Annotated in this window: 16 protein-coding genes; 13 read left to right on the forward strand and 3 right to left on the reverse strand. The window is 72.3% G+C overall.

The window, feature by feature from the left end; translation table 11 throughout:
* Positions 1-11: 11 nt before the first annotated feature.
* Entirely contained in the window at positions 12-884 is an 873-nt protein-coding gene (gene rfbA / locus HCN08_RS01430; protein WP_167980940.1) for a glucose-1-phosphate thymidylyltransferase RfbA, read from the forward strand.
* 34 nt (positions 885-918) lie between these two features.
* Here the strand turns inward: rfbA and rfbC are convergent, their stop codons facing one another.
* On the reverse strand, positions 919-1,524 hold the full coding sequence (rfbC, locus tag HCN08_RS01435) for a dTDP-4-dehydrorhamnose 3,5-epimerase (RefSeq protein WP_167980941.1): 606 nt from the start codon (positions 1,522-1,524) through the stop codon (positions 919-921).
* A 322-nt stretch (positions 1,525-1,846) separates the two neighbouring features.
* Between rfbC and HCN08_RS01440 the strand changes: the two genes are divergently transcribed.
* The 3 genes from HCN08_RS01440 to HCN08_RS01450 are packed head-to-tail and all read left to right on the forward strand — an operon-like array spanning position 1,847 to position 3,917.
* Positions 1,847-2,566: a glycosyltransferase family 2 protein gene (locus HCN08_RS01440; RefSeq protein WP_167980942.1), complete on the forward strand. Its 720-nt coding sequence runs from the start codon at positions 1,847-1,849 to the stop codon at positions 2,564-2,566.
* A 3-nt stretch (positions 2,567-2,569) separates the two neighbouring features.
* On the forward strand, positions 2,570-2,977 hold the full coding sequence (locus HCN08_RS01445) for a DUF2304 domain-containing protein (RefSeq protein ID WP_167980943.1): 408 nt from the start codon (positions 2,570-2,572) through the stop codon (positions 2,975-2,977).
* Positions 2,964-3,917, forward strand: coding sequence for a glycosyltransferase family 2 protein (locus HCN08_RS01450; RefSeq protein ID WP_322974167.1), 954 nt, complete (start codon positions 2,964-2,966; stop codon positions 3,915-3,917). The genes HCN08_RS01445 and HCN08_RS01450 overlap by 14 nt, the downstream gene beginning before the upstream one ends.
* 28 nt (positions 3,918-3,945) lie before the next feature.
* Here the strand turns inward: HCN08_RS01450 and galU are convergent, their stop codons facing one another.
* Entirely contained in the window at positions 3,946-4,854 is a 909-nt protein-coding gene (galU, locus tag HCN08_RS01455) for a UTP--glucose-1-phosphate uridylyltransferase GalU (protein ID WP_167980944.1), read from the reverse strand.
* 162 nt (positions 4,855-5,016) lie between these two features.
* Here galU and galE point away from each other — a divergent pair, with 162 nt between their 5' ends.
* The 6 genes from galE (at position 5,017) to HCN08_RS01485 (ending at position 11,266) form a co-directional block, all read left to right on the forward strand.
* The gene (gene galE / locus HCN08_RS01460; protein WP_167980945.1) at positions 5,017-5,988 is read left to right on the forward strand and encodes a UDP-glucose 4-epimerase GalE; all 972 of its coding nucleotides are present in this window, start codon (positions 5,017-5,019) and stop codon (positions 5,986-5,988) included.
* 66 nt (positions 5,989-6,054) lie between these two features.
* Positions 6,055-7,170, forward strand: coding sequence for a glutamate 5-kinase (gene proB / locus HCN08_RS01465; protein ID WP_167981230.1), 1,116 nt, complete (start codon positions 6,055-6,057; stop codon positions 7,168-7,170).
* A 147-nt stretch (positions 7,171-7,317) separates the two neighbouring features.
* Positions 7,318-7,782: a hypothetical protein gene (locus HCN08_RS01470; protein WP_167980946.1), complete on the forward strand. Its 465-nt coding sequence runs from the start codon at positions 7,318-7,320 to the stop codon at positions 7,780-7,782.
* A 431-nt stretch (positions 7,783-8,213) separates the two neighbouring features.
* Entirely contained in the window at positions 8,214-9,488 is a 1,275-nt protein-coding gene (locus tag HCN08_RS01475) for a glutamate-5-semialdehyde dehydrogenase (RefSeq protein WP_167980947.1), read from the forward strand.
* Between the two features lie 112 nt (positions 9,489-9,600).
* Positions 9,601-10,035, forward strand: coding sequence for an SCO2583/SCO2584 N-terminal domain-containing protein (locus HCN08_RS01480; protein ID WP_167980948.1), 435 nt, complete (start codon positions 9,601-9,603; stop codon positions 10,033-10,035).
* Between the two features lie 64 nt (positions 10,036-10,099).
* Positions 10,100-11,266, forward strand: coding sequence for an SCO2583 family membrane protein (locus tag HCN08_RS01485; RefSeq protein WP_167980949.1), 1,167 nt, complete (start codon positions 10,100-10,102; stop codon positions 11,264-11,266).
* On the opposite strand, the gene HCN08_RS01490 is transcribed toward HCN08_RS01485, so the two are convergent.
* Entirely contained in the window at positions 11,157-12,299 is a 1,143-nt protein-coding gene (locus HCN08_RS01490) for a M48 family metallopeptidase (protein WP_167980950.1), read from the reverse strand. The genes HCN08_RS01485 and HCN08_RS01490 overlap by 110 nt on opposite strands.
* Before the next feature lie 138 nt (positions 12,300-12,437).
* On the opposite strand from HCN08_RS01490, the gene HCN08_RS01495 reads away from it, so the two are divergent.
* Genes HCN08_RS01495 through HCN08_RS01505 form a run of 3 tightly spaced genes read left to right on the forward strand, consistent with a single transcriptional unit; the run spans position 12,438 to position 15,122 of the window.
* Positions 12,438-12,587 (forward strand): hypothetical protein, encoded by a 150-nt coding sequence (locus HCN08_RS01495; RefSeq protein WP_167980951.1) that lies wholly within the window; start codon positions 12,438-12,440, stop codon positions 12,585-12,587.
* Positions 12,588-12,595: 8 nt separating this feature from the next.
* Positions 12,596-13,198: a nicotinate-nucleotide adenylyltransferase gene (gene nadD, locus HCN08_RS01500; protein ID WP_167980952.1), complete on the forward strand. Its 603-nt coding sequence runs from the start codon at positions 12,596-12,598 to the stop codon at positions 13,196-13,198.
* Between the two features lie 37 nt (positions 13,199-13,235).
* Positions 13,236-15,122, forward strand: coding sequence for an LCP family protein (locus HCN08_RS01505; RefSeq protein WP_167980953.1), 1,887 nt, complete (start codon positions 13,236-13,238; stop codon positions 15,120-15,122).
* Positions 15,123-15,157: the final 35 nt, after the last annotated feature.

Here is a 15,157-nt window from a genome sequence, read left to right on the forward strand (position 1 = left end):
TCATGACCGCCATGCGTGGAATCCTGCTCGCCGGCGGCACCGGGTCGCGACTGTGGCCGATCACCAAGGCTGTCTCGAAGCAGCTCATGCCCGTCTTCGACAAGCCGATGGTGTACTACCCGCTGTCGACCCTGATCATGGCGGGTATAAGGGACATTCTCGTCATCACCACCCCGGACGACCGCGCCCAGTTCGAACGGCTGCTCGGTGACGGCTCGCGGCTGGGGCTGCGGATCGAGTTCGCGGCGCAGGAGAAGCCGGCCGGGATCGCGGAGGCGTTCATCATCGGCGCCGACTTCATCGGCGACGACCCGGTGGCGCTGATCCTGGGGGACAACATCTTCCACGGCACGGGCCTGGGCACCCAGCTGCGCGCCTACCGCGAGCCGGCCGGCGGGGTCGTCTTCGCCCACGCCGTCGCCAACCCCTCCGACTACGGCGTGGTCGCCTTCGACGAGAACGGCACGGCGCTGTCCATCGAGGAGAAGCCGGAGAAGCCGCGCTCGCGCTACGCCGTGCCGGGCCTGTACTTCTACGACCGCGAGGTGGTGGAGATAGCCCGCCGGCTCACCCCGAGCGCCCGCGGCGAGCTGGAGATCTCGCACATCAACCAGGAGTACCTGGAGCGCGGCCGGCTCAAGGTCTCGGTCCTTGACCGCGGCACCGTCTGGCTCGACACCGGCACCTTCCACTCGCTGGTCCAGGCCTCGGAGTACGTCCGGGTGGTCGAGGAGCGGCAGGGCTACAAGATCGGCTGCGTGGAGGAGGCGGCCTGGCGCGCCGGGCTGCTGGACGACGGCCAGCTGCGGGCACTGGCCGAGCCGCTGTGCAAGAGCGGCTACGGCGACTACCTGCTGGAGATTCTGGAGCACCCCCGGCACTGACCCCCGGCACCGGCCCCGGCGCCGACCGCGGCGGTCAGCGGCCGGCGGCGGCCCGGAGCTGCCGCTGGAAGTCCTCGCACGCCTCGAACGACGGCAGCAGCCCGCGGTCGGCCGCCTCGCGCAGGCCGGGCGCGTCACGGTCCTTGTCGGACAGCAGCGGTTCCACGTCGGACGGCCACGCGATACCGAGATCCGGGTCGAGCGGGTTGATGCCGTGCTCACGGGCGGGCGCGTAGCCCTCGGAGCACAGATAGACCACCGTGGCGTCGTCGGTGAGCGCCATGAAGGCGTGGCCCAGGCCCTCGGAGAGGAAGACCGCGCTGTGGTCGCGGTCGTCGAGCCGGACCCCCTCCCACTGCCCGAACGTGGGCGAGCCGGTCCTGATGTCCACGATCACGTCCAGGACCGCGCCGCGTACGCAGGCGACGTACTTGGCCTGGCTCGGCGGCACATCGGCGTAGTGCACGCCGCGCAGGGTGCCGCGGGCCGAGACCGAGCAGTTGGCCTGGGCGAGCGAGAGCGTCCGGCCGGTGGCGGCGGTGACGTCGGCCGCGCGGAACCACTCGTGGAAGCTGCCGCGACTGTCCGGGAACACCTTCGGCTCGTAGACCCAGGCGCCCGGGATGCCCAGCTGCCTCATGCGTCACTTCCTTCTGTCCGGGCGGTCCGGCTGCCGCCGCGGTGATCCTACTGGGGCGACCGGGTCCGTCCGTTCCGGGTGGTCGCGCGGCGGTACCCTTTTGTACATCCGCAGTACACGCATGCATCGGCTTCGGGGGGGAACCGCCTCTTCCGGGAGTCCGGCCGTCATCGGAGCTTCACCCGCCGGGGTGGTATGTGTCACTCGGATGCAACTCGCAGGCGGGTGGGCCCGTCAGAAAGAGTGACCGATCGCGTGGACACCGCAGAGCAGAACAGCCGGGGGCACAAGTGACAGACCGAACGAGGAGAGGCAGCGCGCTATGACGGCAATCGCTTCTGCGCGGTCCGGGATATCCCACCTTTACGACGACGTGTGGCTGATCACCCCCGTGTACAACGAGGCACAGGTGATAGGCGAGGTCGTCACCGAGGCGCTGCAGACCTTCCCGAACATCGTGTGCGTCGACGACGGCAGCCGGGACGAGTCCGCGCAGCGGATCGAGGGCACCGGCGCCCACCTGCTGCGGCACCCGGTCAACCTCGGTCAGGGCGCGGCGCTCCAGACGGGCTTCGAGTACGCCCTCGCCCAGCCCGGCGGCCAGTACTTCGTCACCTTCGACGCCGACGGCCAGCACCGCGTCGAGGACGTCGAGTCCATGCTCAAGATCGCCCGCGAGAGCGGCGCGGACGTCGTGCTCGGCTCCCGGTTCCTCACCCGCGGCGAGGACATCCCGTGGCAGAAGCGGGTGGTCCTGCGGACCGCCGCGGCCGTCAGCCCCACCGCCCGCAAGCTCGGCCTGTCCGACGCCCACAACGGACTGCGGCTGTTCAACCGCGCGGCGGCCTCCCGGCTGGACATCACCATGAACGGCATGGCGCACGCCTCGGAGATCACCGGGTTCCTCGCGCGCTCCGGGCTGCGGGTCGTCGAGGCCCCGGTCGCCGTCCGCTACACCGAATACTCCCGCGCCAAGGGCCAGTCCCTCATCAACGGCGTGAACATACTCTTCGACCTGTCACTGAACCGCAGGAGCAGCTGACCCATGCTCATCCAAACGCTGCTCATAGCGGCCGTCGTGCTGATGTTCGTCATCTTCGCGACCCGCTGGAACACCGCCGGTGTCCGGGCCTGGAAGCGGCTGGCCTTCCTCGCCTTCTGCGTCGTCAACGCCTACGCCGTCCTGCGGCCCGGCGACACCACCCGCGTGGCCCACTTCCTCGGCGTCGGCCGCGGCACCGACCTGGTGCTGTACTTCCTCGTCGTGGGCGTGACCGGGCTGGCGCTCAACACCTACCTGCGGTTCCGGTCGCTGGAGCAGCGGCTGACCGAGCTGGCCCGCGACACCGCCCTGCGCACCGCACACCGCCCGGAGGCCGACGCGCCCGCCGCCGCGGACCGCACGCCCGCGCTCGTCCCCTCCGAAGGGAACCCCACCGGTGACCACCGTTGACATCATGCTGCCCTACTACGGGGATCCGGAGCTGATGCGCGCCGCCGTACGCAGTGTGCAGGCGCAGACGGACCCGCAGTGGCGGCTGACGGTGGTCGACGACGGCCGGGAGCCGGGTGTGCCGGAGTGGTTCGCGGCGCTCGACGACCCCCGGGTGCGCTACTTCCGCAACCCCGAGAACCTCGGCATCACCGGCAACTTCCGGCGCTGCGTGGACATGGTCGAGCACGACCTCGCGGTGATGATGGGCTGCGACGACATCATGTGGCCGAACTACGTGGCCACCATGCGCGCCGCCGTGGCCGCGATGCCCGGCGCCGCCATGTACCAGCCCGGAGTGCGGGTCATCGACGGTGACGGCGCCCCGGTGCGGACCCTCGTCGACGCGGCGAAGAAGTGGATCGGCCCGCCCGCCCGTACCGAACGCGCCCGGCTGTCCGGCGAGGAACTGGCCGTGAGCCTGCTGCGCGGCAACTGGCTGTACTTCCCGGCGATGTGCTGGCGCTCGGCCGACCTGAAGGCGGTGAGCTTCCGCGAGGACCTGACGGTGGTGCAGGACCTGGCGCTGGTCATGGAGTTGCTGCTGCGCGGGGAGACCCTGGTCACCGACCCGGAGATCTGCTTCGACTACCGCCGGCACGCGATGAGCGAGTCGTCGGTGCAGGCCTTCTCCGGCAGCAGGTTCGCGGAGATCCGCCGCTACCTCTACGGTGTCGCCGACGACCTGGACGCCGCGGGCTGGCACCGCGCCGCCACCGTGGCCCGGCGCCATGTGTCCACCCGGGTGCACGCCCTGACGATGGTGCCGCGGGCGCTGCGGCACCGTGAGCTGGGCGTCGCCCGCAACCTCACGTCGCACGCCTTCGCCTCGCGCCCGGCCGGCCGGCCGGCGGAAGAGGCCGCGGCCGAACCGGCGCCGTCGTCACCGACGTCGTCCTGACCCGCGGCCGGCCGGCCGCGCGGGGCCGTCAGTCCTGCAGCTCCTTGGCGACGAACTCCCGCAGCCAGCCGCGGAACTCCGGCCCCAGGTCGTCGCGTTCGCAGGCCAGCCGGACGATCGCGCGCAGGTAGTCGGCGCGGTCGCCGGTGTCGTAGCGGCGCCCGGTGAACACCACCCCGTGCACCGGGCCGCCCTCGTCGTCCCGCTCCGCCAGCACCCGCAGCGCGTCGGTGAGCTGGATCTCGCCGCCGCGCCCCGGCCGGGTCTCGCGCAGCACACCGAAGACCGCGGGGTCGAGGACGTACCGGCCGATCACCGCGTACGACGACGGCGCCTGCCCGGTCTCGGGCTTCTCCACCAGCCCGGTCACCCGCACCACGTCCGGCTCGCCCACCGGTGCCACCGCGGCTGCGCCGTAGAGGTGGATCAGCGCGGGATCGACCTCCATCAGCGCCACGACGCTGCCGCCGCGCTGCTGCTGCACCTCGATCATCCTGGCCAGCAGCGGGTCGCGGGCGTCTATCAGGTCGTCGCCCAGCAGCACCGCGAACGGCGCGTCGCCCACGTGCGGCTCGGCGCACAGCACGGCGTGGCCGAGGCCCTGCGGCGTCCCCTGGCGCACGTAGTGGACGGTGGCCAGGTCGCTGGACTCGCGCACCCGGGCCAGCCGGGCCGCGTCGCCCTTGCGCGACAGCGCCTCCTCCAGTTCGTAGTTGCGGTCGAAGTGGTCCTCCAACGGCCGCTTGTTGCGCCCGGTGATCATCAGCACGTCCGACAGGCCGGACGTCACCGCCTCCTCGACCACGTACTGGATCGCCGGCTTGTCGACGACCGGCAGCATCTCCTTGGGCGTGGCCTTTGTCGCGGGCAGGAACCTCGTCCCCAGCCCGGCCGCGGGGATGACTGCCTTGGTGACCGGACGGCGACGGGGCGACATGTACAGACCTCACAGGAATTGCGGACGGACGGGCGGGCGGATCCCGCCGAGGCAAGGACGCTATCGCGGGCCGTCACGGGCGCGCGAATCCTGCCGTCATCGTCGCGCATCCGGGAGTTCACCGTGTGTTCGGCCGGTGTGCCCGCTCGGTAGGATCGCCGCATGACCTGGATGATTACCGGCGGGGCGGGGTACATCGGTTCCCATGTCGTCAGGGCGATGACCGCGGGCGGGCTGCCCGTCGTCGTGGTCGACGACCTGAGCACGGGTGAGGCGGACCGGCTGCCGGCCGACGTCCCGCTGGTGCGGGGCAGCACCCTGGACGGGCCGCTGCTGGAGCGGGTGCTGCGCGAGCACGACGTCGAGGGCGTCGTGCACATCGCGGCCAAGAAGCAGGTGGGCGAGTCCGTCGAGCGCCCCCTGTGGTACTACGCGCAGAACGTCGAGGGCCTGCGCACCGTCCTGGAGGCGTCCGCCGCGTGCGGTGTGCGGTCCTTCGTCTTCTCCTCCTCCGCGGCCGTCTACGGCATGCCGGACGTGGACCTGGTCACCGAGACCACGCCGTGCGAGCCGATCAACCCCTACGGCGAGACCAAGCTCGCCGGCGAGTGGCTGGTCTCCGCGGTCGGCCGGGCCCACGGCATGGCCACCGCGTCGCTGCGCTACTTCAACGTCGCGGGCGCGGCGGCCCCCGAGCTGTCCGACCCGGGCGTCTTCAACATCGTGCCGATGGTCTTCGACCGGCTCACCCGGGGGCTCGCCCCGCTGATCTTCGGCGCCGACTACCCGACGCCCGACGGCACCTGCATCCGCGACTACGTGCACGTCGCGGACATCGCCTCCGCGCACGTCGCCGCCGCCCGCCGGCTCGCCGACGACCGGCAGGCCGACCTGGTGCTCAACATCGGGCGCGGCGAGGGCGTCTCGGTGGCCGAGATGGTGACCATGCTCCAGCAGGTTTCGGGTCACACTGGGATCGCCCCCGAGGTGGTCGCACGCCGCCCCGGCGACCCGGCCAGGGTCATCGCGTCCGCCGAGCTGATCGACAAGGAACTGGGCTGGTCCGCCGCCTACGACGTACGCGAGATGGTCACCTCGGCGTGGGCGGGCTGGCAGCTGCGGCACCCGGGCTAGGGCAGGCGCCGCGGAAGGCGACACGAGGGACGGACGGCGCACGTGACGACGGCGGCACGGCAGGACGTGGTGCAGGCCCGCAGAGTCGTGGTCAAGGTGGGCTCCTCCTCGCTGACCACGGCCACCGGCGGCCTGGACGCCGACCGGGTGGACGCGCTGGTCGACGTGCTGGTCAAGGCGCGCGAGGACCGGGAGATCGTGCTGGTCTCCTCCGGCGCCATCGCCGCCGGGCTCGCGCCGCTCGGACTGCCGCGCCGGCCCCGCGACCTGGCCCGCCAGCAGGCCGCCGCCAGCGTCGGCCAGGGCCTGCTCGTCGCCCGCTACACCGCCTCCTTCGCCCGCTACGGCATCCGCGTCGGGCAGGTGCTGCTGACCTCCGACGACGTGAGCCGCCGGGCCCACTACCGCAACGCCTACCGCACCCTGGACCAGCTGCTCGCGATGGGCGCGCTGCCGATCGTCAACGAGAACGACACCGTCGCCACCGACGAGATCCGCTTCGGCGACAACGACCGGCTCGCCGCGCTCGTCGCCCACCTGGTGCGGGCCGACCTGCTCGTGCTGCTCTCCGACGTCGACGGCCTCTACGACGGCGACCCGCGCACCCCCGGCACCTCGCTCATCGCCGAGGTCCGCGGCCCCGCGGACCTCGACGGCGTGTCCATCGGCAGCGCCGGCAAGTCCGGTGTCGGCACCGGCGGCATGGTCACCAAGGTGGAGGCCGCCGCCATCGCCACCGGCGCCGGGGTGCCCGTCGTCCTCACCTCCGCCGTGCACGCCGCCGACGCGCTCGCCGGCCGCCCCACCGGCACGCACTTCCACCGCACCGGCAAGCGCTCCGCCGACCGGCTGCTGTGGCTCGCCCACGCCTCCGCGCCGCGCGGCGCGCTGCGGCTGGACGCCGGCGCGGTCCGCGCGGTCACCCAGCGGCACAGCTCGCTGCTGCCCGCCGGGCTCACCGGCGTGGAGGGCGACTTCGCCGCCGGCGACCCGGTCGACCTGGTCGACGAGGCGGGCCGGGCGGTCGCCCGCGGCCTGGTCAACTACGACGCCCGCGAGCTGCCCCGGCTGCTCGGCCGCTCCACCCGCGAGCTCGCCGCGGAACTCGGGCCCGCGTACGAGCGGGAGGTCGTGCACCGCGATGACCTGGTACTGCTGCGGGGACGGGGGCTCACCGGCTGAGCCGGCCGCGGATCTCGTCCGGGGCTTCTTGCGGAAAACGCCCCCGCCGCCTGCCGGAGCCTGGTCAACTTTGATGAGGATGCGATGCGCAGGTACGTCCCCTGCCGCGGACGGCGGGGCGGGACGCAACCCACAGGGAGGCCGCCGGTGAAACGAGGGCGCCCAGGGCCATTGACCAGGACTTCTACGGAGCGTGCGCTGGTCAGCGTCGACCGCGCCGCACCGGACGGCACGGTGGTGCCGCACCAGGCGCGGCCCCAGGACCGGCCCGCCGCCCGGCTGTGGCACGTCACGCTCAGCGTCGCGGGCCCGCGGACCCCGCTGGCGGAACTGCGCCGCGGGCTCGAACAGCTCGCCAACGACCACCCTTTCCTGCTGACCAGCCGCTACGCCGAGGACCACGCGGAGATCCGCTACTGGGAGGAGGCCCGCGACGTCCACGACGCCGCGGCGATGGCCCTCCGCCTCTGGGGCGAGCACCGCTCCTCCGCGCAACTTCCTCCCTGGGAAACGGTCGGCCTCGAAGTCATCGACCGCCCCACCTACCACCAACGCCTAGCCGCCGGCGCAGCCCCTTCCCCACCCATCCCAGCGGGCGTCCACCCCTTCTGACCCCCCTGCCGGGGCTCGCGGCTGCGCCGCAGGGTGCTTTTCCGGGCGCGCCCGGCCGGGGGCTGCGTCTGCGCCGGGCGGTGACACCCAGGGGCGCGGGGAACTGCGCGCTCAGCCAGTCACCGGCCGGTGGTCCGGATCGGACCGAACAGCCCCTTTGGGACGGTGGCGACGTGCACGCCGGTTCCTGGCTGGTCGCGCAGTTCCCCGCGCCCCTGGTGGTTGGCGTCCGGCGCAAACGCAACGCCAAACCGCGCGCCCACGCGGCGCCAGCCGCGCAGCAAACACAGCCCCGCGCCCCTGAAAAGCACCCCGCGGCGCGGATCGCGCCCATGCGGCGGCAGCCGCAGGTCAAACACAGCCCCGCGCCCCTGGGGGGCGCCGCGCGGCGCAGCCGCGAGCTCGTGGGGCGGGGTCGGTAGAGTGAGGGTATGGGAAATGGGACCTCCGCCGTGGTGGACGCGGCTCAGCGCGCGAGGGTCGCGGCAGCGGACCTCGCACCGCTGGCCCGGGCAACAAAAGACGCGGCGTTGCACGCCATCGCCGCCGCCCTGGAAAACCGCACCGCCGAGCTCGTCTCGGCGAACGCCGACGACGTCGCGCGGGCGGCCGACGCCGGCACGAGCCCGGCGATCGTCGACCGCCTCACCCTCACCGCGGAGCGCATCGCCGCGATCGCCGCCGACGTGCGCCACGTCGCCGGGCTCCCCGACCCCGTGGGAGAGGTGTTGCGCGGGTCCACCCTGCCGAACGGCCTGGATCTGCGCCAGGTCCGGGTCCCCCTCGGCGTCGTCGGCATCATCTACGAGGCCCGGCCGAACGTCACCGTGGACGCCGCCGCCCTGTGCCTGAAGTCCGGCAACGCCGTCCTGCTGCGCGGCTCCTCCTCCGCGTACTCCTCCAACACCGCCCTGGTCGCCGTGCTGCGTGACGCGATCGCCGCCGCGGGCCTGCCCGCCGACGCCGTGCAGCTCGTCCCGGGCGAGTCCCGCGACTCCGTCACCGAGCTGATGCGCGCCCGCGGCCTGGTGGACGTGCTGATCCCGCGCGGCGGCGCCTCCCTGATCCGTACCGTCGTCGAGGGCTCCACCGTGCCCGTGATCGAGACCGGCACCGGCAACTGCCACGTGTACGTGGACGCCGCCGCCGACATCGACATGGCCGTGGACATCCTGGTCAATTCCAAGGCCCAGCGCCCGAGCGTGTGCAACGCCGCCGAGACGCTGCTGGTGCACCGCGACATCGCCGCCCGCTTCCTGCCGCGCGCCCTGGACGCGCTCGCCGACGCCGGCGTCACGGTGCACGGCGACCCCGCCGTGCTGGCCGCCGCCGAGGCGTCCGGCACCAAGGCCGCCGTCATCGCGGCGACCGACGAGGACTGGGCGACGGAGTATCTGTCGTACGACCTCGCCGCCGCCGTGGTGGACTCGCTGGACGCCGCGGTCGCCCACATCCGCCGCTGGTCCTCCGGGCACACCGAGGCGATCGTGACGTCCTCGCAGCCCGCCGCCCGCCGCTTCACCCAGCTGGTCGACGCGGCGGCGGTGATGGTGAACGCCTCGACGCGCTTCACCGACGGCGGCCAGTTCGGCTTCGGCGCCGAGATCGGCATCTCCACCCAGAAGCTGCACGCCCGCGGCCCCATGGGACTGCCGGAGCTGACGTCCACCAAGTTCGTCGTCACCGGCGACGGCCACACCCGCTGACCTGCGACGGGCGCCCGCAGGCCGGGCGCTGGGCCATCCGGGTGCACAGCCGGCACACAGGCGACCGGGATTCCCCTGCCCAAAGGGCCAACTTCCGCATTACTCTGGACAGATGCCGGACGATGACGAATTCGCCTCCGTAGTCCTCGACGAAGAATTCGTACGGTCTGCCCTGTTCCACGAGCCCACGGCCCGGGAACGGATGCTCGCCGTCGCCGAAGGTCCCGCGCTGCCGCCCGGCTGGCCCGGACGGCGCAGAAACGCGCGCGCCGACATCCCCGAGACCGTCGACGCCGCGGACTTCCCCGCGCTCGACCCCCTCTACGCCGCCGGCCATCCGTACCGCGGCAGCAGCACCCGCTGGCACCGGCCGGTGGCCTGGGCGCTCGCCGTGGTGATGGGGATCGGCGTGGTCGCCCTGACCTTCGCCGCCGTCTACCGCGGCGCGGGCGCGGGTGCCCGGCAGCCCGCGGACCCGCCGCCGTCCAGCGGCAGCCAGCTCGGCCGGCAGACCCTGCCGCCGGTCGCCAGCACCCCTGTGCCCTGATCTCATGTCAACTCGGCCGGTACGGGGGCGTTTATTCCCGCCTCGGCGGACTTAACCTTGTGGTATGAGCGGGCCTGGAGACCCTCCTGAGGGCACGCCCGAGGGCGCCTCAGGAGGCGGTGAGGACGAATTCCGATCCGTCGTCTTCGACGAATCGTTTGTGAGGGCTGCCCGGATCCAGGAGTTCTCCGCCCGTGAGCGGCAGGACGACGCGGCCCGCCCGGTCCGGGTCCGGCACGCGCTGCCCGGCGGCCTCGCCCGGCAGGCCGCGGCGCTGATCCTGCTGATCGTGCTGGCCTTCGGCTTCGCCATCTACATGGGCGTACGCCACCCCTACACCGCCCACGACGGCGGCAGCGGCGAACCGCTGCGCGTCTCCGTCGTCCCGCTGGTGCCCACCGGGACCGTACGGGCGGTCTCCCCGGCCGACCCCTTCGCCGGCACCCAGGCCGCCGGCTTCGGCCGCGGCGTCGACGGCCTTGCCCTCCCCGCGGACGTGCACGGCGTCGGCGGCTACACCGCCGACGAGGTGATGGCCGGCTACGAGACCGCCCAGCAGTTCCTCGGCGACACTGGCTTGAGGAAGCAGACCGTCACCGGCGGCGACATCCGGCTCGTCCAGGACCTGCTCGAACCGCGCCAGGCCGACCTCTTCGCGGACAGCCTGAGCGCCCCGGCCGCCGACGGCGTGCACGAGGTCACCGGCTGGCTGGTGCGCTTCGACACCGACCGCCGCTCGGGGGTGAGCCTGGTCGGCGACGACATCCGCGTCCAGGGCAGCTTCGCCGCCGCCGAGTCCGCCGGCGGCCTGCTGCAGATCGTCGCCGACCACACCTACGTCTACGCCGTCCGCGCCGCCGCCGATCCGGACGGGCCGGTCTCGCTGTTCACCGTGCGGCGCAGGCTGACCTTCCACTACGACCACGACCAGCTGCGCCAGGGCCACGTCGAGGTCGTCCAGGCCGACGTGACGGCGGGCCCGCTGGCCTGCGGCGCGCAGGTGCAGAGCTCTTTCCTGCCGATACTGGCCGGCCGGAGCGCGCCCGGCGGGGTCAGCCCCGCCGACCCCTACGACCACGACCGCCCACCCGGCGCCGTGTGCGCCCCGCTCGCCGACCCCGCTACGGCTGCGGCGCCTCAGGCCGGTCCTCGTCCTGATCCGACGTCGACTCCGGGTCTTGCGTCCCCGGCGGTCGCTCCGCGGTGGCCTGAGCCGAGCCGGAGCCTGTGAAGCGGTCCCTGAGCCGCCCGCCGACGTCGCCCGCCCCGTTGGTGATGTCCCGTATCAGGCCCATCAGCGGGTCCTTGCTGCGCTTCATCGACTCCGAGTAGTGGTTCGCGGTGTCGCGGAAGGCGTCCGAGACCGACGCGTCCTTGTCGGCGGTGCGCTTGGGGTAGTGGCCGTCCATCAGCCGCTGGAAGTCCCGCGAGGCCGCCCAGCGGCGCAGCTCGGCGGCCCGCACGGTGGTGAAGGGGTGGCTGCGCGGCAGCACGTTGAGGATCTTCAGGACCGAGTCGCGCAGGTCGCCGGCCGCCTCGTACTCGTCGGCCTGCTTCAGGAACGCGTCCACGTTCATCTCGTGCAGGTGGTTGCCGCCGGCGATCTTCATCAGCCCGCGCATCGACGCCTGCACGTCCTGGCCCACCAGCAGCCCCGCCCGGTCGGCCGACAGCTCCGACTTGCGGAACCACTCGCGCAGCGCGGTGATGATGGCCAGCACCGCCAGATTCCCCAGCGGGATCCACGCCACGCGCAGCGCCAGGTTGGTCAGGAACAGCAGTATCGTGCGGTAGACGGAGTGCCCGGACAGCGCGTGGCCCACCTCGTGGCCGATGACCGCCCGCATCTCCTCCTCGTCCAGCAGCTCGACCAGGCCGGTGGTCACCACGATGATCGGCGCGTCCATGCCGATGCACATCGCGTTGGGCTGCGGGTCCATCGTCACGTACATCGACGGGACCTTCTCCAGGTCCAGGATGTAGCAGGCGTCCCGCAGCATCGCGTTGAGGTGCGCGAACTGCTCGTCGCTGACCCGCACGGAGTCCGACAGGAACAGCAGCCGCAGGCTGCGCTCGGGCAGCAGCCCGCTCAGCGACTTGAAGACGGTGTCGAACCCGCTGAGCTTGCGCAGCGCCACCAGCGCCGACCGGTCGGCGGGGTGCTCGTAGGCCCGTGACGAGATGTCAGGGAACCGCCTGCGGGTGCGGCCCGGCAGCTTCTCGGTGCTGACGCGGTCGTCCCGCGGATCGTGCGACTCGGACATACTGGCCCAACCCCCTGGTAGCCCACCGGTACATAAAGCTGGACGCGCGGAGCCTGCGCGAAGTTCCCACGGGCACGCCCGTACCATGTGCCCAGAGTCTTGCCGCCCGTCCCCGACTTCGCAAAGGGTCCCGCTGATATGTCGCCCGTCGCAGCCTCCACCCTGACCACCCTCGCCGAGGACCACGGCGGGAACCACCCGAGCCTGAGCCCGTACCTGACCGGCTTCGGCGCGCTCGGTGCCCTGCTGATCCTGCTGTGGCTGGTCACCCGCTTCAACCGGGACTGACCCGCGCCATGTCCGATGCCAAACGCCGTATCGGTGTGATGGGCGGCACCTTCGACCCCATCCACCACGGGCACCTGGTGGCCGCGAGCGAGGTGGCGAGCCTTTTCCACCTCGACGAGGTCGTCTTCGTGCCCACCGGGCAGCCGTGGCAGAAGAGCGAGCGCCATGTGTCGCCGGCCGAGGACCGGTATCTGATGACGGTGATCGCCACCGCCTCCAACCCGACGTTCTCGGTCAGCCGCAGCGACATCGACCGCGGCGGCACCACGTACACCATCGACACCCTGCGTGACCTGCGGGCCGAGCACCCGGACGCGGACCTTTTCTTCATCACCGGCGCCGACGCCCTGGCGCAGATCTTCTCCTGGCGGCATGCCGAGGAGCTGTTCTCGCTCGCACATTTCATCGGGGTCACACGTCCAGGGCATACGCTGTCGGACCCGGGCTTCCCCGAGGGCGGAGTCTCGCTCGTGGAGGTCCCGGCTCTGGCGATCTCCTCGACGGACTGCCGGGCGAGGGTGGCCAAGGGCGACCCGGTCTGGTACTTGGTTCCGGACGGTGTGGTGCGCTACATCGACAAGCGGCGGCTGTACCGGGACGCTACCGGGTAGCACGCGCCGCGAGACACAGCAGGTGAAGGGGTTCCTCGTGAACGACGCAAACCCCCGCTGGCAATATGCCGAGGGCGGACCCGACGACGAGAGGGACCCTCACCGGCAGGACCCCTACTACCAGCAGCAGCCCTACGGTTACGACGAGTACGGCCGCCCCCGGCAGCAGCCCCCCCAGGTCCCGCAGCAGCAGGCGTACCAGGACCCGTACCAGACCTACGGCGGCCAGCAGCAGGGCTGGGTCCCGCAGCAGCCCCAGCAGCCGTACTACGAGCAGCCGCCGCAGCCGCAGCCCCGGCAACCGCAGGGCTACCCGCCGGGCGGCTACCCCGCCGGTTACGGCCAGGGCTACGACACCGGTCAGCAGCCCGCGTACGACACCGGCCAGCAGCCCGTCTACGACACCGGGCAGCACGCCGTCTACGACACGGGCCGGCAGCAGATCTACGAGACGGGCCAGCAGCCCGTCTACGACACGGGCCAGCACCAGGTCTACGAGACCGGCCAGCAACCGGTCTACGACACCGGTCAGCAGCCCGTGTACGACACCGGGCAGCACGCGGTGTACGAGACCGGGCAGATGCCCGCCCAAGGCGGCGCCCCCGAGCCCGCCGGGGACGGGGCCGGGCGGCAGGGGGGCGGCGGGCCCGGCGGCCGGGGCGGCTACCAGACGGAGATGTTCGCCTTCGTCGACGAGGAGTCCGAGCAGAGCGAGGAGGTGATCGACTGGCTGAAGTTCTCCGAGTCGCGCACCGAACGCCGCGAGGAGGCCCGGCGGCGCGGGCGCAACCGAAAGGTGGGCGTGGTCGTCGTGCTGGTCCTCGCCCTGATCGGCAGCGCCGGCTACCTGTGGCAGGCGGGCAAGCTGCCGGGCCTGCACAAGGACAAGGCCGCGCAGGCCGCGGCCGGCGGCCCGCAGAAGCGCGACGCGATCGTCGTGCACATGCTCCCCGTGGACGGCGGCCCCAGCGACACCGCCGTACTCGTCGACAACAGCACCAAGGGCCGCGGCACCACCGTCCTGCTGCCCAACACGCTGTCGCTGACCGGCGACGACGGCACCGCCGTCACCCTCGACAAGTCCGTCGACGACGGCATAGGCCCGACCCGCGACGCCCTCAACACCCTGCTCGGCGCCGACATCAAGGGCAGCTGGCGACTGGACACGCCCTACCTGGAGCTGCTGGTCGACGCCCTCGGCGACATCTACGTCGACACCGACGCCACCGTGAAGGGCACCGGCAAGGACAGCGGACGCACCCTCGTCCAGCAGGGCAAGAAGCAGGAGCTGACCGGCCAGGCAGCCGTCGCCTACGCCACCTACCGCGCCGCCGGCGAACCGCAGACCAAGCAGCTCGCCCGCTTCGGGCAGGTCCTCCAGGCGGTGCTGGAGAAGATGCCGAGCGACGCGGACGGCGCCACCAAGACCGTGCAGTCGCTCGGCCAGATCCTCGACCCGTCGCTCACCGACGCCCAGCTCGGCGCGTCGCTGGCGCAGCTGGCCGACCTCGCCAAGACCGGCGCGTACGACACCTCGATGCTGGACGTGCAGAAGGACGGCACGCTCAGCGCGCAGTCGACCGACACCGTCAAGAACCTGCTCGGCGGCACCGTCAAGCAGTCCGAGGGCACCACGCAGGCGCGGGTGCTGATCAGCGACGCCAGCGGCGGCAAGGACTCCGCCCAGCTCGCGCAGGCCGCGATCGTCAACGGCGGCACGTACACCTATGTCGCCGGCCCCAAGGCGAGCGCGACCAAGGGCACCTCGCAGGTCCTCTACGCCGACCCGGCGCGGCTGGAAGCGGCCAAGGACGTCGCCGCGACCCTCGGGCTGCCGCCGACCGCGGTCGCCAAGGGCACCGTCCCCGCGAACGCGGACATCGCCGTCACTCTCGGCAAGGACTACAAGCCGCAGTCGGACTGAACGGGACACCGGTGATCGACAAACGGTCGGGGGCT

It is taken from the genome of Actinacidiphila epipremni (assembly GCF_012034175.1).
GTDB lineage: Bacteria > Actinomycetota > Actinomycetes > Streptomycetales > Streptomycetaceae > Actinacidiphila > Actinacidiphila epipremni.